Origin of the sequence: Mucilaginibacter sp. RCC_168 (assembly GCF_041355315.1) — a bacterium.
Classification (GTDB): Bacteria; Bacteroidota; Bacteroidia; order Sphingobacteriales; family Sphingobacteriaceae; genus Mucilaginibacter.
This window is the reverse complement of the sequence record NZ_JBFUPN010000006.1, coordinates 228,501-249,111: the sequence shown is the minus strand read 5'-3', so window position 1 is coordinate 249,111 and position 20,611 is coordinate 228,501. Positions and strand designations below refer to the sequence as shown.

The 20,611-nt window shown below is 42.6% G+C and carries 19 protein-coding genes; 5 read left to right on the top strand and 14 right to left on the bottom strand.

The genetic code is table 11. From position 1 onward, the window contains the following. Positions 1 to 44: 44 nt before the first annotated feature. On the bottom strand, positions 45 to 383 hold the full coding sequence (locus AB6735_RS07495; RefSeq protein WP_370995278.1) for a hypothetical protein: 339 nt from the start codon (positions 381 to 383) through the stop codon (positions 45 to 47). A 152-nt stretch (positions 384 to 535) separates the two neighbouring features. Then, complete coding sequence (gene xerD / locus AB6735_RS07490) at positions 536 to 1,435, bottom strand: site-specific tyrosine recombinase XerD (protein ID WP_370995277.1); 900 nt, start codon at positions 1,433 to 1,435, stop codon at positions 536 to 538. Between the two features lie 42 nt (positions 1,436 to 1,477). Between xerD and aroQ the strand changes: the two genes are divergently transcribed. Together aroQ and AB6735_RS07480 are read left to right on the top strand one after the other, a co-directional pair. After that, positions 1,478 to 1,900 carry a type II 3-dehydroquinate dehydratase gene (gene aroQ, locus AB6735_RS07485; protein ID WP_370995276.1) on the top strand — a complete coding sequence of 141 codons (423 nt, stop codon included), beginning with the start codon at positions 1,478 to 1,480 and terminating at the stop codon, positions 1,898 to 1,900. 110 nt (positions 1,901 to 2,010) lie between these two features. Next, positions 2,011 to 4,548 (top strand): mechanosensitive ion channel family protein, encoded by a 2,538-nt coding sequence (locus tag AB6735_RS07480; RefSeq protein ID WP_370995275.1) that lies wholly within the window; start codon positions 2,011 to 2,013, stop codon positions 4,546 to 4,548. On the opposite strand, the gene AB6735_RS07475 is transcribed toward AB6735_RS07480, so the two are convergent. Then, entirely contained in the window at positions 4,517 to 5,608 is a 1,092-nt protein-coding gene (locus tag AB6735_RS07475) for a glycosyltransferase family 2 protein (protein WP_370995274.1), read from the bottom strand. The two genes, AB6735_RS07480 and AB6735_RS07475, sit on opposite strands and share 32 nt — an antisense overlap. After that, the gene (locus AB6735_RS07470; protein ID WP_370995273.1) at positions 5,605 to 6,489 is read right to left on the bottom strand and encodes a lysophospholipid acyltransferase family protein; all 885 of its coding nucleotides are present in this window, start codon (positions 6,487 to 6,489) and stop codon (positions 5,605 to 5,607) included. The genes AB6735_RS07475 and AB6735_RS07470 overlap by 4 nt, the downstream gene beginning before the upstream one ends. Before the next feature lie 14 nt (positions 6,490 to 6,503). Between AB6735_RS07470 and AB6735_RS07465 the strand changes: the two genes are divergently transcribed. Further along, a complete protein-coding gene (locus AB6735_RS07465; protein ID WP_370995272.1) occupies positions 6,504 to 7,145 on the top strand; it encodes a WbqC family protein in 642 nt (213 codons plus the stop codon). Next, positions 7,146 to 8,270, top strand: coding sequence for a magnesium/cobalt transporter CorA (gene corA / locus AB6735_RS07460; protein WP_370995271.1), 1,125 nt, complete (start codon positions 7,146 to 7,148; stop codon positions 8,268 to 8,270). 85 nt (positions 8,271 to 8,355) lie between these two features. Here the strand turns inward: corA and msrA are convergent, their stop codons facing one another. Further along, positions 8,356 to 9,006 carry a peptide-methionine (S)-S-oxide reductase MsrA gene (gene msrA / locus AB6735_RS07455; RefSeq protein WP_370995270.1) on the bottom strand — a complete coding sequence of 217 codons (651 nt, stop codon included), beginning with the start codon at positions 9,004 to 9,006 and terminating at the stop codon, positions 8,356 to 8,358. Positions 9,007 to 9,089: 83 nt separating this feature from the next. Continuing rightward, a complete protein-coding gene (locus AB6735_RS07450) occupies positions 9,090 to 9,368 on the bottom strand; it encodes a DUF3820 family protein (protein WP_370995269.1) in 279 nt (92 codons plus the stop codon). A 114-nt stretch (positions 9,369 to 9,482) separates the two neighbouring features. On the opposite strand from AB6735_RS07450, the gene AB6735_RS07445 reads away from it, so the two are divergent. Beyond that, positions 9,483 to 9,716 (top strand): hypothetical protein, encoded by a 234-nt coding sequence (locus tag AB6735_RS07445; RefSeq protein WP_370995268.1) that lies wholly within the window; start codon positions 9,483 to 9,485, stop codon positions 9,714 to 9,716. A 56-nt stretch (positions 9,717 to 9,772) separates the two neighbouring features. Here the strand turns inward: AB6735_RS07445 and AB6735_RS07440 are convergent, their stop codons facing one another. From AB6735_RS07440 to AB6735_RS07405, 8 genes are all read right to left on the bottom strand, one after another. Continuing rightward, complete coding sequence (locus AB6735_RS07440) at positions 9,773 to 11,080, bottom strand: MFS transporter (RefSeq protein ID WP_370995267.1); 1,308 nt, start codon at positions 11,078 to 11,080, stop codon at positions 9,773 to 9,775. A gap of 131 nt (positions 11,081 to 11,211) precedes the next feature. Further along, on the bottom strand, positions 11,212 to 11,871 hold the full coding sequence (locus AB6735_RS07435) for a bifunctional 4-hydroxy-2-oxoglutarate aldolase/2-dehydro-3-deoxy-phosphogluconate aldolase (protein ID WP_370995266.1): 660 nt from the start codon (positions 11,869 to 11,871) through the stop codon (positions 11,212 to 11,214). Then, positions 11,868 to 12,908, bottom strand: coding sequence for a PfkB family carbohydrate kinase (locus AB6735_RS07430; RefSeq protein WP_370995265.1), 1,041 nt, complete (start codon positions 12,906 to 12,908; stop codon positions 11,868 to 11,870). Before AB6735_RS07430 ends, AB6735_RS07435 begins: the two co-directional genes overlap by 4 nt. Continuing rightward, a complete protein-coding gene (gene uxaC, locus AB6735_RS07425) occupies positions 12,908 to 14,317 on the bottom strand; it encodes a glucuronate isomerase (RefSeq protein ID WP_370995264.1) in 1,410 nt (469 codons plus the stop codon). Before uxaC ends, AB6735_RS07430 begins: the two co-directional genes overlap by 1 nt. 164 nt (positions 14,318 to 14,481) lie before the next feature. Next, positions 14,482 to 15,675, bottom strand: a complete 1,194-nt coding sequence (gene uxuA, locus AB6735_RS07420; protein WP_370995263.1) for a mannonate dehydratase — start codon at positions 15,673 to 15,675, stop codon at positions 14,482 to 14,484. 243 nt (positions 15,676 to 15,918) lie between these two features. Then, positions 15,919 to 17,619, bottom strand: coding sequence for a sodium/sugar symporter (locus AB6735_RS07415; protein ID WP_370995300.1), 1,701 nt, complete (start codon positions 17,617 to 17,619; stop codon positions 15,919 to 15,921). Positions 17,620 to 17,671: 52 nt separating this feature from the next. Then, on the bottom strand, positions 17,672 to 19,000 hold the full coding sequence (gene xylA, locus AB6735_RS07410; protein WP_370995261.1) for a xylose isomerase: 1,329 nt from the start codon (positions 18,998 to 19,000) through the stop codon (positions 17,672 to 17,674). Between the two features lie 67 nt (positions 19,001 to 19,067). After that, positions 19,068 to 20,576 carry a xylulokinase gene (locus AB6735_RS07405; protein ID WP_370995260.1) on the bottom strand — a complete coding sequence of 503 codons (1,509 nt, stop codon included), beginning with the start codon at positions 20,574 to 20,576 and terminating at the stop codon, positions 19,068 to 19,070. Positions 20,577 to 20,611 lie beyond the last annotated feature (35 nt).

Here is a 20,611-nt window from a genome sequence, read left to right as displayed (position 1 = left end):
TAAACCTATTGTATTTTACTTGTTAACCAACCGGCTATTATTAATTAATTATAATTGATCTGCTGGATCATCTTATAGTGTCCGTATCTGCTGAGATCGCTGTTAACGGCAACTTTAAGCTTAAATTTATTTATTTCAAATATCAATTTCTTTTTAACTGATGGCAGCTCGTCGTTCATTAAAATATTCAATTCATTTTCCGCTTCAATAACTGTAGCAACCGAAGACTGGAACACCTGATCATTAATACAATATAATTGTTCAACCACGCCATCGTAGCGCTCTAAAAGTACCTGAAGCACGTAAGCATTAATTTTCGAATAGTTGCCCAAGCCGTCAAACAACTCCTTTAGCTCATTTAATTCTTCTATATAATCTAACATGGTATTAATCTTTAATTAACCATAACAACTCAAATGCCGAAACCAACTTAAACTCAGTATTATGTAATGTTAATTAAATTTCATAAAACAAGCTGGGCAAATCCTGCCACAATCGGGGAATTACCATACCATTCCATCACAATTTTTACCTATTAACTACGCGGATGGAACTGACTGATAGTACTTTTCAGGTACTCGCGATCAAGATGTGTGTATATTTCGGTGGTGGTTATACTTTCATGCCCCAGCATTTCCTGTACCGCCCGCAAGTCGGCTCCTCCTTCTACCAGGTGAGTAGCAAAAGAGTGCCGGAAAGTGTGCGGGCTGATCGCTTTGTTTAACCCAATACGTTCGGCCAGTTCTTTAATCAGCAGAAAAATATAAACCCGGCTTAACCTGGTACCCCGCCGGTTCAGAAAAACGATATCCTCCTCACCTTTTTTAATGGCAGTATGCACCCTTACCTGCTCAATCCATATTTTAAGCGCCTTAATGGCTTCGGCACCAATGGGCACTAAACGCTCCTTGCTACCCTTGCCTGTTACTTTTATAAATTCAATATCGAGGTACAAATTTGACAGTTTAAGCTCTGTCAATTCAGAAACGCGTAAACCGCTCCCGTACAACGTTTCCAATATAGCTTTGTTACGTACACCTTCGGGCTTTGACAGATCAATGGCCGCTATGAGCCTGTTGATGTCCTGATAACTGAGCGTATCGGGCAGTTTACGCTGTATCCGGGGCGACTCTAATAATTCCGAGGGGTCTGTTTTGATGATGTCCTCCATCAGCAGATATTTGTAGAAAGCTTTGATACCCGACAAGATCCTGGCCTGAGACGATGGGATCATGCCCAGTTCATTTACCCAGGCTATAAATAAGCGCAGATCGCTTAACGTAATGGTCTCCGGTTTCAATTGAATTTGCTGCGCATCGGCAAACTGAAATAATTTTTCAATATCACGGCTGTACGACTCAATAGAATTATCGGCAAGCGATTTTTCTAACTTCAAATAGGCCTGAAAACCTTTTATTGCCGAACGCCACTCCAATTTGTTACTTTTTTTAAATGATTTATTTTTAAGTTTGAGCTAATGAATATACAAATTATAAACGGCCCTAATTTAAACCTGCTTGGCGTACGCGAAAAATCAATTTATGGCGATTCCAGTTTCGAAACCTACCTTGACACCTTACGCCAGCGCTATGCAAACATCACCATTAATTATTATCAAAGTAATGTTGAGGGCGAAATTATAAACAAACTGCACGAAATTGGCTTTTCTTATGACGGAATTGTAATTAATGCCGGGGCATATACACACACGTCAATAGCCATTGCCGATGCTATCGCGGCTATCAATACACCGGTTATTGAAGTGCATATTTCTAATGTGCATAAACGCGAAGAGTTCAGGCACCACTCTATGCTGGCAGCTAATTGCCGGGGCGTAATCGCTGGTTTTGGCATGGACTCATACCGCCTGGCCATTGAAAATCTGGTGAATGAAAAATAAGACACAAGAATCAAGAGCCAAGAATCAAGACAGAAAACATTCTTGATTCTTATATCTGATTCTTTTCTAAAATAAAGTATTTACTCAAGGCGTTTAGCGTATTTATCCCGATGCATAAATTATATAGAGTTACCGCTTATTGCTTACTGCTTGTCACCCTTTTTTCTGGTGCGGATGTATGGGCACAAACCAAAAAGAAAAAATCACGATCAGTAAGAGATTCGCTTCGCGCAGCCATTCTATCGCGCGATTCCATGATGCGGGCGCTTAAACGATCTGATACATCAACCAATAATTTACTACAAAAAGTTGAGTATTATACTTCGGCTTTTAACCAGATCAAAGCCAATCTTTCCAAAAAGATCGATACCGTTGATATCAGCGCGCAATTGCCCCGTTATGAAAAAAGCGTGGGCGTTATCAAATCTTTGATCGATAATGATAAATCGAGCACACTGCGTTATTTGTATACGATAAGAGATGTTTTAACCCGCCTGGGTGACAAGCTGGATGGATGGCAGGATGAACTTGCGGATATCAACTCCAAAATGATCCAAAATCAGAACGATCTGAACGCGATATCCAAAGATAGCACATTAAAGATCCTGCCGGCCGACAGTTCGCTGGCCACTACTTTCCTCATCCAAAAAATAGCCATCGACAGTAAATATCATCGGTTGGATACGGTTAATAAAAAGCTGATGGTAAAGATCGGGCTGCTGCAAAATCGCACTTCATCCGTATATATAGCGATATTAGACCTTAAAGATCAGATAGATCAGAAAATAAGGGACTTTGGCGAAAGGGCATTATCGGCCGAATACAGTAATATATGGAGTATGAAAGCCAGTGAAGGCAGTGACTTTAAGGAAGCGCTTTCAAAAACCGCTACCATGAACTCCAAGCTTTTCAGCTTTTTTATCGGTCGCGATATACTTACCCACCTTTCGGGACTCCTGGTATTATTGGGATTCTTAGCCTGGGTTTATTCGAGCCGTAAAAAAATATTAAAAGCCAATGATACGCCCGATGCTGTGTTTAATCAGGCTAATTATGTGATCCTTTATCCTATCGCTTCCGCGTTGATCATCGCTTTTACCCTGGTTCCTAACTTTTATGACCATCCACCGGTAGTTGTATTAGAAACCTTTTTTGTGATCCTGATAGCAGCCATACTATACATATCCTGGAAAACCTGCCCTAAACCACTGTTCAATTATTTGCTGCTGTTGTTTATCATCACTAATTTTTATTGTATCAGTAACCTGTTTATACAGGTTACTAACGCCGACAGGATTGCTGTACTGCTACTCGGGCTGGCTTCGGCTTATATCAGTATCAGGTTATTACCGGTTATCAAAAAGTCGCCCGAAGGTTTCTTACCGTATACCGGTATCGTGCTTAAAATTTTTATTTTACTGCAAATCGCCTCCTTTTTATGTAACGTTTTTGGTCGTTTTAGCCTGGCTAAAATAATTGGGGTAACGGCCGTGCATAACCTATGGTTGGCCATGGCTATGTATTATATTGTACAAATGCTCATGGAGGCTTTGTTTTTACAACTGGAGGCCAGCAAGAACAGCAATAATTTTAGCTCTTATATTGACTTTCAGTTACTCAAAAACAAGTTCAGGAGTGTGCTTACTGTTTTAGCAAGTTTGTTATGGGTAGTGATGCTTACTCAAAACCTGAGTGTTGAGGATACGGTATTTGACCATATTGAAGCGTTTTTAACCACAAACCGCAGTATTGGCGGTACCAATACCGTGTTCACCTTTCAAAGTGTTATCATCTTTATCGCGGTGATCTGGCTATCCTCTATCAGTTCCAAGATCATCAGTTATCTGTATGATGTATCTGCCAAACACAGGCATGATATGGATGTGCTCAAGAAGAAAAACCGCACCTCTACCCTGCTTATCCGGATTGGGGTTATTGCAGTGGGTTTTTTCCTTGCGGTAGCAGCATCAGGGGTGCCTATTGATAAGATAACCATCATCATTAGTGCCTTTGGTATTGGTATTGGCTTTGGCTTGCAAAACATTGTAAATAATTTAGTTTCCGGGTTGATACTGGCCTTTGAAAAACCGATACAGGTAGGCGATATTATTGAGGTAGACAGCCGTTCCGGAACTATACTGGACATTGGCATACGGGCCAGCAAAATAGCCACTGCTGATGGCGCCGAAGTAATTATTCCTAACGGCGACCTTATATCACACCATGTAATTAACTGGACGCTGAGTAATAATAACCGCCGGGTAGAGCTTATTATTACCGTAGCTTACGGAGCAGATATTGAAAAGGTTAAAAGCTTGCTAAAAGGCGTACTGGATGCGCATAACGACATTATGCAAATACCGGAACCATCGGTACTGCTGCATAACCTCACTGCGGGCTCGGTTGATTTCAGGGTGCTTTTCTGGGCTGCAGATATCAATACCTGGGTTGGACTTAAAAGCCAGATACTGGCCGATATTTATAACGTATTGAACAAGGCAGGGATTCAACTCCCTCAGCAGGATGTACATTTGATATGGCCAGAAGAAACCCTGGTTATAAGTAACCCGACCAAAGAAAAAGCGACAACCGGGATAAAAGATACCGATGATGATGCTAAATCAGATCAGCCTGATCAAGATCAGTAAATTTGGTTTTCTTTTTTGCGAAAAACGCCCATACGATACTGCCTTTGTACATACCCTTCAGGTTTTTGCTAACGGTGCCTGAAGCGTGTTGCGTGGTTCGCGGTTTCGCTTTGTCCGTACGGTTATTAAAGTCCCGAACCCCATACCCGGAACCCCGTATCCCCATCAGGCCCAGTACAAAGTTCTGATGGGCACGGCTTACAGCCCAGGCATCCTTGCGCTTTCCTTCGGCCATAAACCTGAATATAGCCAGCAGGTCCATGCAAAAACGTATACTGATCACAAAAAATGCCCTCCAAAAAGGCAAATTCTTTTTTAGCAGCAACAGGTTGTTCCTGAAATTAAGATAGGTTTTAAATGGATTTTCGGCGTTCAGTGTGCCCCCGCCAACATGGTATATAGTTGATTGAGCGCAGTACATTACCTTATAACCCAAATTTTTTAATCGCCAGCACAAGTCTATTTCTTCCATGTGGGCAAAAAAGTGTTCATCAAAGCCACCTGCTTCATCCCAATATTTCTTTTTAATAAATAATGACGCGCCTGATGCCCAAAATACTTCACCAGATTGCTCGTATTGTCCCAGATCATGTTCTACCTCATAAAACATGCGGCCCCGGCAAAACGGGTAACCAAAACTATCTATAAAGCCCCCTGCTGCCCCGGCATGTTCAAATTGGTCTTTTTGCGCAAACGACAACAGTTTAGGCGCAGCTGCGGCAATCTGCTCATCACTTTCCATTAAACTGATCACAGGTTCTATCCAACCGGGTGTTACTTCTACATCTGAGTTGAGCAGGATATAGTAATCGGCCTCAACCTGGTTCAGCACCCGGTTATATCCACCTGTAAAACCGTAATTTTTGTCGTTTTGAATGATCCGGATAGCCGGATAGTTTTCTTTTAAAAAAGAAATGGAATCATCGGCAGAAGCATTATCCCCTATCACAATTTCCAACCCCGGCCAGGTTGAAGCTAATACCGATGGCAGGAATTGTTTAAGATATTTAACGCCGTTCCAGTTTAATATAACTACAGCAACTTTAGGTGTGTTGATCATTTATGTTTATCCTCCGGCTTAAACTTCCACCTTCGGTGCGACCATAGCCAATATTGCGGTTCCCGCCGGATCATGCTTTCCAGGTATTGCACATGAGCATCGGTAATTTCATGCTCGGCAGTTTGTTTGGGGTTTTCTGTTAAGGGAACCAATGTATAAGTGTAATAACCTCTTTTTACGCGTTTCATATCGTAAAATACCACAGCGGCATCAATAGCTTTTGATATTTTTTCGATGCCCAAAAATACGGCAGTAGGTTGATTTAAAAAATTAGTAAAGTAATTTACTTCATGCATTACCGGGGTTTGGTCGCCCACCAGTACACTTACAGTAAGCTCGTTGCGGTATTCGGCCATTTTGCGCATGGTTTGTTTCATAGCTACCGGTTGCCCCCCAAAGCGCGAACGTACCTGTATAAAAAACTCATCGAATGTAACGTTTGACAGCGGTTTATACACGATCATGAACCTTTTGTCGGTAACAAAATTAAAATTAAGCGCTGCCATTTCCCAGTTGCAATAATGACCGGCTACGGCTATAATACTTTTACCTTTTGCAAAATACTCATGTACCAGCTCAGAGTTGGTAGCTACTACCCTTTTCTGTATCTCTTTTTCTGATACGGTGATCATTTTAATAGTTTCAACGATCAGATCGGCCAGGTAACAATAGTACTTAAATTCGATATCATGACGTTCTTTAGTCGTTTTTTCGGGGAAGGAATTGGCCAGATTTTGTTGAACCACATCCCTGCGGTAACGCACAAGGTAGTAGATAATAACAAACAGTACATCAGATATGATGTACAAAAACCAAAAGGGAAGCAGCGATATGAGGTATAAAAAAAATATACCTAACCTCAAAAACCCTTTTTTTATCATTATTTTAACCAATTTTGAACACAAACATAAAATATATGATTGAAAAAGGCGCTGTGTTCCCTATGTTTTATCTTCCGCCGGTACAATATTTTGTACAGGTAAATGCGTATAAACCTGATATTCTGATAGAAAGAGAAGAGCATTTCCCCAAACAAACCTACCGCAACCGGGCTAATATTTACTCACCCGATGGTATGCTGGCTCTTACCGTGCCAGTTATAAAAGGGTCAAAAAATCATACTAAGGTTAAAGATGTGAAGATCAGCTATGATTTTGAATGGCAGCGTCTGCACTGGCAAAGCCTGGGTGCGTGTTACCGGCGGTCGGCTTATTTTGAATATTATGAGGATGACTTTGCCGCATTTTACCAAAAGGAAAAACAGGTGCCTTTTCTTTTTGATTATAATGAAGAGCTTTTGCAACTGCTGCTAAAGCTCACTAAAATAAAAACCGACATTAAATACACGGATGAGTATCATCCGGAATATCCATCATCTGTTGCCGACCTGAGGGCTTCTATCCATCCAAAAAAAGAAACAGAACTGGAACAAAAACCTTATTTTCAGGTTTTTGAAGATCGTAAGGGCTTTCTGAAAAATCTGAGCATTGTTGATCTGTTATTTAACCAGGGACCACAAAGTATTAATTATTTGTAAATGGACAGCAGGATAAAAAGGGTACGCTACAAAGTAAACAAGCACCAGGGCAATGTTGGTGATAGGCCTGGTACAATTGTAATACCCGACGGTGCGCTAAAACCGCATATTGCCATGTTTTCCTATAACGAAAATGAGCTGGTTACCTCCGAAGGGAAAGACATTAAAGTAATTTTAAACCAGCTTAAAAAATGCGATAATCATACCCATTGGATAAAGGTTAACGGTTTGGGCGACGCCACTTTAATTGAAGATATTGGTACTCACCTTAATATTAATCCATTGGTGCTGGAAGATATTGCCAATACCCATCAGCGTCCTAAATTTGACGAATACGATGATTATGCCTTTTGCACCAGTCGTATGGTGAGTTTTAATAAAGAGGACGAACTGATAAACAATCAGTTTTCGGCTATACTTAAAGACAATCTGATCATTAGTTTTGAAGAGGACCACGGAGAGTTTTTTGAAGCGGTAAAGGCACGACTTAAAGCTGGTAAAGGTGCTATACGCACCGCAGGGCCAGGCTATATGTGCTATGCTCTTATTGATACCATTATTGATAACTATTTTACGCTGCTGGCACTTATTGGCGACAAACTGGATGCTATTGAGGATAAGGTTTACAACAGTGCTGATAAAAGCATCATGTTCAATTCGCAGCAAATTAAACGTACGCTGATCATTATACGCAGGGCGAGCTGGCCTGAGCGGGATAAGATCAATGATATGATCCGCTCGGAGTGCCCTTTGATCACATCAGAGGTAAAACTGTTCCTGCGCGATGCCTATGACCATTGCATACAAGCGATGGATCTGATTGAAAACTATAAAGAGGTAACTTCCAGCATTATCGATCTGTACCTGTCTATGGTAAGCAACCGGATGAACGAGATCATGAAAGTACTTACCATTATCTCGGTGATATTTATCCCGCTTACTTTTATTGCCGGTATTTATGGAATGAACTTTGCCCGGCAGGACGACAAAGGTCATGTTATCCCAGATAACATGCCCGAACTTTACTGGCAGCATGGCTATGTTTACGCCATTGTGCTGATGTTCGCGATAGCTATTATTCAGGTATTTGTATTTTGGAAAAAAGGCTGGTTCAATAAGTTGTAAACCCCACCCAACCCTTGAAGGGGAGGGCTTTACCTTTAAATGTCTTAAACCAACTACTTCTTAAAGTCTCCCCTTCAGGGGAGATTTAGAGGGGTTTAAACTCCGGCTTCAACTCTGCAGCCATAGCTTTTCTGAATTTCATTACCTTGGGTTCTGATACTGACACAATATACGGTTGGTTTGGATGGCTCCGGTAATAACCCTGATGGTAAGCTTCTGCCGGGTAAAAGGCATTATATGGTACAACCTGGGTCACTATTGGGTTAATATAATGTTTTGATTCATTAACCTTTTTGATAGTGGCCAACAGGATATTCTTCTCTTCTGGAGTGCGGTAAAAAGCGATGGAACGATAATCAGTACCTTCATCGGGCCCTTGCCTGTTGAGCGTGGTTGGGTCATGGGCAAAGAAAAAAGCTTCGGCCAGCTGTGCATAACTGATCACTTTAGGATCATATATAACATCAACCGTTTCGGCATGATTGGTGCTTTGCGAACTTACCTCTTCATAGGTTGGATTTTTGGTGTTGCCACCGGCATAACCCGAAACTACTTTTTTTACTCCTTTCAATTCAGACAGGGCTTCGCTCATGCTCCAGAAACAGCCTCCTCCAAAAGTAGCTTCGGCTTCTCCTGTTTTAGGCTTGGGTAATACAGCAAATTTATTGGATGATTGTCCGTCGGCACAACCTACGAACAAGAACAGTACGGCGACATATAAGATCAACTTTTTCATATTACAATGATTTTATTCTTTAGTCGTATATACGCTTGAAACCTTTCAGCAGGATGGTCATCAATAAGTAATAAATCCGGCCGTCAGTGTCCCTTACTCTGTCTTAGCGATCTTTTTACCATCAGCAGAATATCGTTCAGGCCATTGGTTTTGATCTCGAAGGTGGTTGAAAGCAGCATGCCCATTTTATCTTTGGCAAATCCCTTACCTGCCATCCATTCGAGGTAACTTATGGGTATATCGGCAATAATTGTTCCTTTATATTTGCCATAAGGCATTTTGGTTTGTACTATATCAATTAGTATTTTGGGGTCGGGTTGTAAATTTTGCACGGTATAAAGGTAGTAATCATTCTGAACCATGATTAACAGAATTTCTTGATTCTATCATTATTATGGCAATCCCCAAATCATGTTAATCATGGTTCAAAACAAACACAAACACATAAAACAGCGTTAGTTAATAAAATACACGCCATGGAACAATTTGAAGCAACACTCGCGGGTACCGACAGCACGATTGATGGTTTCGCGAAGGGAATTACATATCCTAATTTCACCAACGCATACGAATTTAAATCAACAGACGGGACATTGCATCTTATTATAGCGAAGGATGCGGATGGACAATGGATAAGATTAACAGGGACTGAACCGTATTTGTCCAGTTGGATAGATGAACTGGCTGAACAGGTTGAGAGTAAGCTTTAATTAATCAGCAAAAAGCCCCGGTATAATACCAGGGCTTTTTGATCGATCGTGTTATTCTACAAATTAATAGGCTTCATTTTGGGAACAAGCAAGTGCATAATACACCACGCCAATATGTAAGCACTGCCACAAACTACAAACATGATGTAATAAGCTGTTTCAATCTGGTGAATGGCTCTGTAATGCACAAACAGGTTTTTTTGTACCAACAATGATAAAAACACGCCACCAATTGAGCCAAACATACCACCAATACCGGTTACCGAGCCAACTGATCTTTTGGGAAACATATCAGAAACCGTAGTAAATATATTAGCGCTCCATGCCTGGTGGGCCGATGCCGCAATGCCGATCACAATTACGGCCAGCCACATGTTGATGCCGCCCAATACCTGTGCAAATACAATAGGGATCACAAACAGGGCATAAATAAACATGGAGGTTTTGCGGGCCCGGAACACCGGCCAGTTGTTTTTGATCAAGCGCATGGGAATCCAGCCACCACCAATACTTCCGAATGTGGACATGGTATAAACCAATGCTACAGGAATGGCTATGGCCGTACCCTTTAAATGATACTGGCTCTCTAAAAAATCGGGCAACCAGAACAAATAGAACCACCAGATGGGATCGGTTAAAAACTTACCTATAACAAATGCCCAGGTTTGTTTAAAGGATAACAACTTACCCCAGGATATCTTTTTGACATCAACGATTGCTTCTTTCTGTCCCGAAACTTCCTGGTCGCTGTTGATGTAATCCAACTCTGCCTGGGTTACATGTTTATGCTTAGCAGGTGTTTCGTAAAACAGGTACCAAAGTACAAGCCATATAAAACCGATAGAACCGGTAATGATAAACGCCCAGCGCCAGCCCCAGGCAACCGCTATAAAGGGCACGGTTAAAGGAGCTACAATAGCGCCGATATTTGAGCCGGAATTAAATATGCCGGTGGCAAACGCCCGCTCTTTTTTCGGGAACCATTCTGCCACGGTTTTGATAGCTGCCGGAAAATTCCCCGCCTCGCTGATACCTAAAGCCGAACGCACTACACCAAAACCAAAGGTACTGCCCACAAAAGCGTGGCACACCGCGGAGATGCTCCAAAAAAGGGTTGATAAAAAGTACCCGAGCTTGGTTCCTACCTTGTCAATAAAACCTCCGGCTGCAAGCAAGCCCAAAGAGTAGGCAATTTTAAACGCTATTTCAATATTGGCATAATCCCCGTCGTTCCAGTTAAATTCCTTAGTGAGATCGGATTTTAAAAGACTGATCACCGCCCTGTCCAGGTAATTTACCGTAGTGGCAAAAAACACCAGCGAGCATATGACCCATCTGTAATTCCCAACTTTAGTTTCTTTCATTATAATTGGTTTTAATTGGTTGTTGTAATTAGTTTTTATGGTATCAAGTAACTCTTATCAAGTATCAAGACTTTATTCTTTCATTTACAACTAACAGCAAAGCCGCAATATGTCTTGATACTTGATACTAACTACTTAATACTTGACACCAGCTCACCGAGTTTAACGGTATCTGTATATAATTGCTCATACAAGCGGTCATCCAATACTTTTTTGCTGATAAGCTTACTTCCCATACCTACCGCGCAAACCCCGGCCCTGAACCAGGTACTGATGCTGTCAATATTCAAGTCAACCCCACCCGTTGGCATGAATAACTGACCCGCAAACAGATCTTTTATAGACGACATAAACTCCGGTCCCAGGATGTTAGCCGGGAACAATTTGATCAATGCCGCGCCATGTTGCTGCGCGGTATTAATTTCGGTTGGCGTCATACAACCTGGGATCCACAACAGATCGTGCTGTTTGGCTATCGCCCCTACTTCCGGGTTTATTACCGGAGCTACAATAAAATCGGCACCGGCGGCTATAAAAGCCGTTGCTTCCGCAGCGGTTTTTATGGTACCGATACCCAATTGCAGATCGGGCATTTCTTCCCGCTGCGCTTTTTTTAACACGATAAAATTGGCCAGCGCCGCAGCGCCGCGGTTAGTATATTCAAAAACGCGAATGCCAGCCCTATACAGCGTTCGCGTTATTTCCAGGCTTACCTGCGCGTCTTCATAAAAGAAAAGCGGTAGTGAGCCCTGGGTTAATATGGCATTCAATACAATATCTTTTTTGCTCATGGTTTAATAGCGTTTATTATTTGTTGAACCGTTTTATTGGTTGCATCACCTTCGATAAATAGTTTCTGATAAGCGGCAGAAGTTGCAAACTCCAGTGTTTCCAAATGATCAAGATCACTGTAAAAGCCATAGATGAGACCGGCCATGAAACAATCGCCGCTGCCTACTTTATCCACCACCTTATCGGTATCATATTGTTTTGAACTGTGCAGCTTGTCACCATCATACAAAGCGGTGTAGTAGTTTATGCCTTCACCTGCATCAAAACGGAAGGTATTGGCTACAGCCTTGCATTTCGGGAATCGCGCCATGATGGCTTGTGATGATTCCTGAGCTTCCTTAAGGTAGATACTTTTTTGTCCCGATTCGGTTACATTCGGTTCAACCGGTATACCCAGCATCCGCTCAGCAGCCCATATGTTACCCATGATCAGGTCGGCATGTTTTACCAGCTGCGGCATTACATCAATAGGTTGTTTGCCGTATTGCCAAAGCCGGGCACGGTAATTCAGATCAACCGATATGGTTATATTCCGGGCAGATGCCGCTTCCAATACTTCAGCGCAAACATCGGCTACATTCTGACTGATAGCCGGGCAAATGGCGCTAAAGTGAAACCAGCTTACACCATCAAGTACTTTATCCCAATCAACTTGACCGGGTTGTAAAGCCGCAAAAGCCGAATTTGCACGGTCATATATCAGCGCATTATTCTTGATATCCTTTCCGCGGGTTAAGTAATACAGGCCTATCCTATCGCCGCCCATATAAACCGGCACAGTATCAATTTTTTTATCCTGCAGATAATCCAGTATCTGTGTGGACAGCACATTATCGGGCAAAGCCGTAAAATAAGATGATGGCAATCCCCACAAGGCTAAAGCCGTGGCTACATTCAATTCGGCACCACCTATAAAGAAGGGTAACTGGTTTTCATGTAACCATTCGCCGCCAGCATCGGGGCATATTCTGAGCAGCAATTCGCCAAATGAAAGTATGCTGCCTTTAGGCGATCCGTTTTCAAAAGAATTACTCATTACTGCTTATCGAAATTAAAGTAATTTTTAGCGTTGTAATAGCAAATATCCTGCACGATCTTTCCTGTCCATTCGATATCACTTGGCAATTCACCATTCTCGATATCCTCAGCAAATAAGTTACAAACCAATCTGCGGAAGTACTCATGCCGCGGGAAGGATAGAAAGCTGCGCGAATCTGTAAGCATACCTACCATACGGCTTACCAGTCCAATGTTCGACAAGGCGTTTAGTTGTTTGGTCATCCCGTCTTTTTGATCCAGGAACCACCATGCCGAGCCAAACTGTACCTTACCGGCAACAGAACCATCGTTAAAGTTACCCGTCATGGTGGCAAATAACTCGTTATCGGCCGGATTTAAGTTATACAGTATAGTTTTGGTTAAGCGGTTATCCGAATCAAGCTTGTTTAAAAATTTGGATAAGGAAACACCCTGTTTAAAATCGCCGATAGAATCCCAGCCCGTATCCGGACCAGAATTGGTTAAGCCGCGTGTATTATTGTTGCGCAATGCACCCAGGTGATATTGCTGTACCCAGCCTTTTTCATGATCCCACAGCGCAAACTGGAACAACATAGCCGATTTGAATTTGGATATTTCCAGCGGCAATAAAACCTGCTTGTTCCTGATCTTTAAAAAGATCGCGGCTATTTCCTTGTCGGTATAATCATCGGCATAAATTTGCTCAAGGCCATGGTCTGACAGTGTACAACCATTTTCCGCAAAATAATCATGACGGTTCTTTAAAGCCTTTAAATACTCATCGATATTAGAAACTGAGATGTTGGTAACCACTTCCAACTGATCGATATAACTGTTCAAAGCTTTCAGGTCATCGGCATTCATAGCCTTATCCGGCCTGAAGGCTGGCAATACCTTTATCCCATAACCATCGGCCTTTATCTGTTGATGAAAAGCCAGGCTATCCAATGGATCGTCGGTGGTACAAACTACCTCTACGTTTTTGCCTTTCAGGATATTGCGTACGCTAAATTCAGGTGTTTTGAGTTGGGCATTACAATCTTCATATATCTTTTGAGCGGTAGCCGGTGAAAGCAGTTCGTGAATACCGAAGTAACGCTGCAGCTCCAGGTGTGTCCAGTGATATAATGGATTACGAAGGGTATACGGCACCGTTTCAGCCCATTTGGTAAACTTTTCCTGATCGGTTTTATCACCGGTTATATAAGCTTCATTAACACCGTTGGCCCGCATAGCACGCCATTTATAATGATCGCCATAGAGCCAGGCATGGGTCAGGTTATTAAAATTGATATCCTGAGCTATCTGATCGGGCGGTAAATGACAGTGGTAATCAATAATAGGCAGCTGGCTGGCATATTCATGGTACAGGCGCTGCGCTGTTTTGGTATTCAATAAAAAATCCTGATCTAAAAAATTCTTCATTAGTAAATTCTAAATGCGAAACTCTAAATTCTAAGCTCTAAACGCTAAATTCAAAGTTTTAAACTCCTCATCCTAAACATTGAATTCTAAACTCTAACCTTAACTAAATCCGAAATCGAAAATTCAAATTCCGAAATCAAGAGTAAAGTTCCCCCTTCAGGGGGTTAGGGGGTTATCGAGCGTTTAACACCCATTTCTAATCCTCTGAGTTCGGCCAAACCTTTTAACCTGCCGATAGCCGAATAACCGTGGTAGGTTTTATAATTAAAATCATCCAGTAATTTATGACCGTGATCCGGGCGCATCGGGATCGCGACATCTGTACGACCATTTTGCTGGCGTTTTTGCTGTTCTAAAACGATATTCTTCATCACGGCATACATATCTGTACTGCCGTTCAAATGCTCGGCTTCGTAAAAGCTGCCATCGTCCTCACGCTGTACATTGCGCAAGTGCAGAAAGTGGATATGCTCCCCTAACCTTTCCACTATGCCAGGCAGGTCGTTATCTGGTCTTGCGCCTAATGAACCGGTGCAAAAAGTTAATCCATTACTTAATGACGGACTAAAATTAACCACATCGGCCAGATCCTGCTCGGTTGATACCACGCGAGGCAAGCCCAATATCGGAAACGGTGGATCGTCCGGGTGGATACACATTTTTACGCCCGCAGCTTCGGCGCCAGGGATAATACCTTTCAGGAAATAGCCTAAATTATTTTTCAATGCCGCTGCATCGGTATTGGCATAGCGTTTTAAATGCTCCTTAAATTCCGGGATGGTCAATACTTTATTGGTACCGGGCAAACCGGCCATCAGGTTATCGATGAGCTGTGCTTTTTCTTCGGCACTGATGCTGTCTAAATATTTTCTTGCGGCCTGCTGTTGCTCTGGCGTAAAGTCATTTTCGGCACCTTCACGTTCCAGTATATACAGGTCAAAAGCAGCCAGGGCCTTGGCATCATATCTTAGCGCCGTTCCTTTATTGGGTAGCAGAAAATCCAGATCGGTACGGGTCCAGTCGAGCACGGGCATAAAATTGTAGCACACAATGTTTATACCGGCCAGCGATAGATTTTTAAGCGTACTTACATAGTTCTCGATGTATTTATCCCTGTCGGCCGAAGCTGTTTTGATACTCTCATGAATATTTACGCTCTCTACTACCGACCACGTGAGCCCGGCATCTTCAATGATCTTTTTGCGTTGGTTGATCTCCTCTAAACTCCACACCTCGCCAACGGGGATGTGATAAAGCGATGTAACTATGCCTGTAGCACCAGTTTGTCTGATAGCTGTTAACGTAACTGGATCGGTAGGTCCAAACCAGCGAAATGTTTGTTCTAAATTATTAACCATGGATTGATGGTATCGTATATAAAAGGTTTGTTGTGACCGGCAAATTACACATCATTTTGTACAAGTTGGAACGGTTAATCAAAACAAATCCACGCAAACGTTTTCGGATGCGGGTTATTGGGCAAGATACATTTAACCTGTAACTAAATTATATAACATTTTAGCTATTAATAAAACCATTTAAGCAAAAAAGGCAGCATATCATCAGATGCGCCGCCTTTTTTGTATGTTGAAAAATTATTACTACCAGAAGATGGAGTAAAGCGCTATTACAATACCGGTAACTATCAAGGCACCAGCTGTAAACGCGCGGGATGTTTTAAACATAGATCCGTCAATTTCCAGGCCATTGGTTTTAACACCACGGGCGCCATCAATTTTAGAGATGATATACATACCTACAACGCAAATAACAAATACAAAGCCCATACGATCAAGGAATGGTATCTCATAAAGCTTTGTAACCTTATCGTCCTGCAGGGCCAGTTTCGAGAAGCCATACGGCGACAGGAAGCCCAGATCGGCAAAGCGCGGTAATAGTTTAAAGAAACATGACATGATAAACCCGCCAATAGTTGCGAACATAGCCGCGTTTGAGGTAGCTTTTTTCCAGAAGAAACCAAGGATGAACATGGCAAATATACCCGGAGATACAAAGCCAGTATACTCCTGAATGTACTGAAATCCTTGCTTACCTTCGCCCATCAATGCTTTACCGATCAGTTCTGATAACAATATACCTAATACCATGGCTACTACTACAGACCATTTACCCAAATTCACTAATTTTTTATCATTAGCTGCCGGGTTAATGGCTTTTTTGTAGATATCCAGTGTAAATATGGTGGCGATACTGTTTGCTTTACCAGCTAATGAAGCCACGATTGCTGCCGTTAAAGCGGCAAATGAAAGCCCTTTTAAGCCTGATGGCAATAAGTTCAGCAATGATGGATATGCTTTATTAGGATCTAATACACCTGATGAACTCATCATTTCCTGGTGGAACATTCCTTTTTGGTACAACAAGTAAGCCGCTATACCCGGTAATACAACGATTACCGGCATCAGCAATTTGAGGAATGCCGCGAAAAGGATACCACCACGGGCGGTTTTAAGATTCGCACCCAATGCCCTTTGTGTGATATACTGGTTACAACCCCAATAGTTAAGGTTGGTGATCCACATACCGCCAATTAATACGGTTAAGCCCGGCAGGTCCATATAATTTGGATTATCCTTCTTAAATATCATGTGGAAGTGATCGGTAGCCTCGGAATGAAGTATTTTAAACCCGTTTAATAACCCTGTTGTACCTTCTTTTTCACTTAGCAGTGTTAATGCCAGGTAAGTGGCCATTAAGCCGCCCAGAATAAGAACAGCTACCTGGATAACGTCGGTATAGCCAATAACTTTCATACCGCCCAGGGTGATAATGACAGAGAATATGGCCAGCAACCAGATACATAAATGGATATCCAGGCCAGATATACCACTGATAGCCAACGCGCCCAGGTATAATATCGACATGAGGTTAACCACGATGTACAGCAACAGCCAGAATATAGCCATTACCATAGCCACCGTACCGTTATACCGCTGATGCAGGAACTGCGGCATGGTAAATATCTTGTTTTTAAGATATACGGGGATAAAAAATACCGCTACAATGATCAGTGTAATTGCGGCCATCCACTCGTAAGTTGAAATGGCCAAACCCATCTTGAATGCCGATCCGCTGGTTCCGATAAACTGTTCGGCAGATATATTGGAAGCGATCAGTGATGCACCGATAGCCCACCAGGTTAACGACCCTTCGGCCAAAAAGTAATCTTTTGAGGTGGCATCGGCGTTGTGTTTTCGCTTATATACCCACCAGCCATAGCCGGCGACTATTACAAAGTAGATCAAGAATACAGCATAATCGCCATACGAGAGGGTTTTCAAGTTCATTGTTTTGGTTAAATTGGTTTTAATATGTTAGATTGACAATTATAAACTATATATAGCGATTTATCAAATTTTCCAAATATTCTTGTTTGCCGCTTATGGTTTTAGGCTCCCCATTAGCGATGGCATAGTTACGCAAATCCTCTAAAGATAGCTTTCCTGTTTCAAAATCGTTACCTGAACCGGTATCAAATGAGGCATATCTTTCTTTGCGGATCTTTTTGTAATCTGATTTTTGCAAAATGTTATCGGCAATTACCAAAGCGCGGGCAAAAATGTCCATACCACCAATGTGCGCATAGAACAGATCGGCCGGATCTGTCGAGTTACGACGGATCTTGGCATCAAAGTTTACACCACCACCCTGTAAACCGCCTGCTTCCAGGATGATCAGCATACATTCCGTTACTTCATTGATATCATTCGGGAACTGGTCGGTATCCCATCCGTTCTGGTTATCGCCACGGTTGGCATCTATTGATCCTAACAAACCCGAGTCGGCAGCTACCTGCAATTCGTGCTGGAAAGTATGGCCAGCCAGCGTAGCGTGGTTAACTTCCAGATTCAGTTTAAAATCATTGATCAGATCATATTTCTGTAAAAAGCCTAATACTGTAGCCGCATCATAATCATACTGGTGTTTGGTTGGCTCACAAGGTTTTGGTTCGATAAAGAAAGTTCCTTTAAAGCCTTGTTTGCGGGCATAATCCTTAGCCGTATGTAAAAAACGGGCAAAATGCTCCTGTTCACGTTTCATGTCAGTGTTTAGCAGGCTCATATAGCCTTCACGACCACCCCAGAAAACGTAGTTCTCGCCGCCTAAGGCAATAGTAGCATCAATAGCGGCTTTAACCTGCGCGCCTGCATGGGCCAGTACATGAAAATCGGGATTGGTAGAGGCACCGTTCATATACCTTTTATGGCTGAATAAGTTTGCGGTACCCCAAAGCAGTTTAACACCGCTGGCCGCTTGTTTTTGTTTGGCATACTCTACCAAAGTCTGTAAACGGCGGTCGTTTTCATTTACGTCATTACCATAATCAACCACATCTACATCATGAAAACAATAGTATGGCAGGTTCATTTTGGTGATGAACTCAAAAGCAGCATCCATTTTATCTTTGGCACGTTCAACCGCATCGGCTTTTTCGTCCCATGGAAATACGTGGGTCGCACCGCCAAATGGATCGGCACCGGTACCGCAGAACGAATGCCAGTAAGCGCAAGCAAAACGCAAATGATCTTTCATGGTTTTACCGGCCACTACCCTATCCGCATCATACCACCTAAAAGCAAGGGGATTATCAGACTGGGTTCCTTCATACTTAATTTGACCTATTTCTTTAAAAAACTGTTTTTCTCCGGTTACGATACTCATATCTTTTTAATTATTGAATTATTGATTTAGTGAATTATTGATTTGTTTTAATTATTGAATTACTGAATTAGTGGTTTCGTTTTTTTAGCTTTTGGCTTTTTGCCTTCAGCTTTAAGCTCAGAAGCTCCTTCCATTCCTGGTACACGGGTTCAAATTGTTGGGTTGAAGGTTCAATGAGTTGGATTGGCTTAGCGTTGCTGAATGCCTCGGCTGGCGACTTGTATATGCCTGCGCCGATACCTGCGCCTAATGCCGCGCCAACGCTGCCATCATTATTATACAATTCCACCGGTACGCCGGTGGCATTTACAAAGGTTTCGGTAAACAGTTCGCTCAGGAACAGGTTGCTTTTGCCCGCGCGGATCACCGTGGGGTTCATGCCATTACTGCGCATAATATCCAACCCGTAACGGAATGCGCTGGCTATACCTTCCTGCACGGCGCGGAAAATATGCGCTTGTGTATGCAGGTTCAGGTCGATATTTTGAATATGAGCACCCACTTGTTTGTTGTTCAGCATGCGCTCGGCGCCGTTGCCAAAGGGCAGTATTTGCAAACCATCGCTTCCCAGCGGCGCCTTTTTAGCCTCGTTGTTCATTTGGGTATAGCTTAAGCCAGCACCAAAATTGTATTTGGCCCAGCGATATAGACTGCCGGTGCCATTGATACATAGAAGTACTCCCAGACGTTTTTGCTGTTCGGCATAATTAACGTGGGCAAAAGTATTGATGCGCGATTGCTGATCATAGGTGAGTTCATCACTTACGCCGTATATCACGCCAGAAGTACCTGCCGTAGCCGCCACCTCGCCGGGATTAAGCACATTTAAGGAAAGCGCGTTATTAGGTTGATCGCCCGATTTATAGGCTACCGGGATACCGGCTTTTAATTTTAGTTTTTCTGCTACTGATGCCGATAAAGTTCCATGTGAGGAGAATACAGGGTTGATCGTCGGGAAAAGGCTTTCATCAAAACCAAAATGATTCAGGATCTCTTTAGAGATACCGTTGGTTTTGAAATCAAAAAATACCCCCTCTGATAGTGCCGATACCGATGTGGTGATCTCTCCTGTAAGCTTCATCGCGATATAGTCGCCTGGCAGCATGATCTTATCTATCTTGCCGTATATTTCGGGCTCATTCTCCTTTACCCAGGCCAGTTTTGATGCTGTAAAATTACCCGGCGAATTGAGCAGGTGTGATAAACAATATTCCTCACCAATGTCAGCAAAAGCTTTGTCGCCTATTTCCACAGCACGACTATCGCACCAAATGATACTGTCGCGTAATACATTTTGATCTTTATCAACTAATACCAGGCCGTGCATCTGGTAAGCGATACCAATAGCAGCTATATCAGCCGGATTATAAGCATTTTTTGCATGGCAGCGCTCCAGGGCCTGCTGTGCCTGCTCCCACCACATTTGCGGCGATTGTTCGGCCCAGCCGGGATGTACAGCTTTAATGGGCGACTCTTCGTCGGGATATTGTGCTGAGGCCAATACTTTTTGAGTGGCCGCGTCAACAACGCTCACTTTAACTGATGACGTACCTATATCGATGCCTAATAGCAGCATATTTTTAGATGATTATGACGTGAATAATTAGGTTT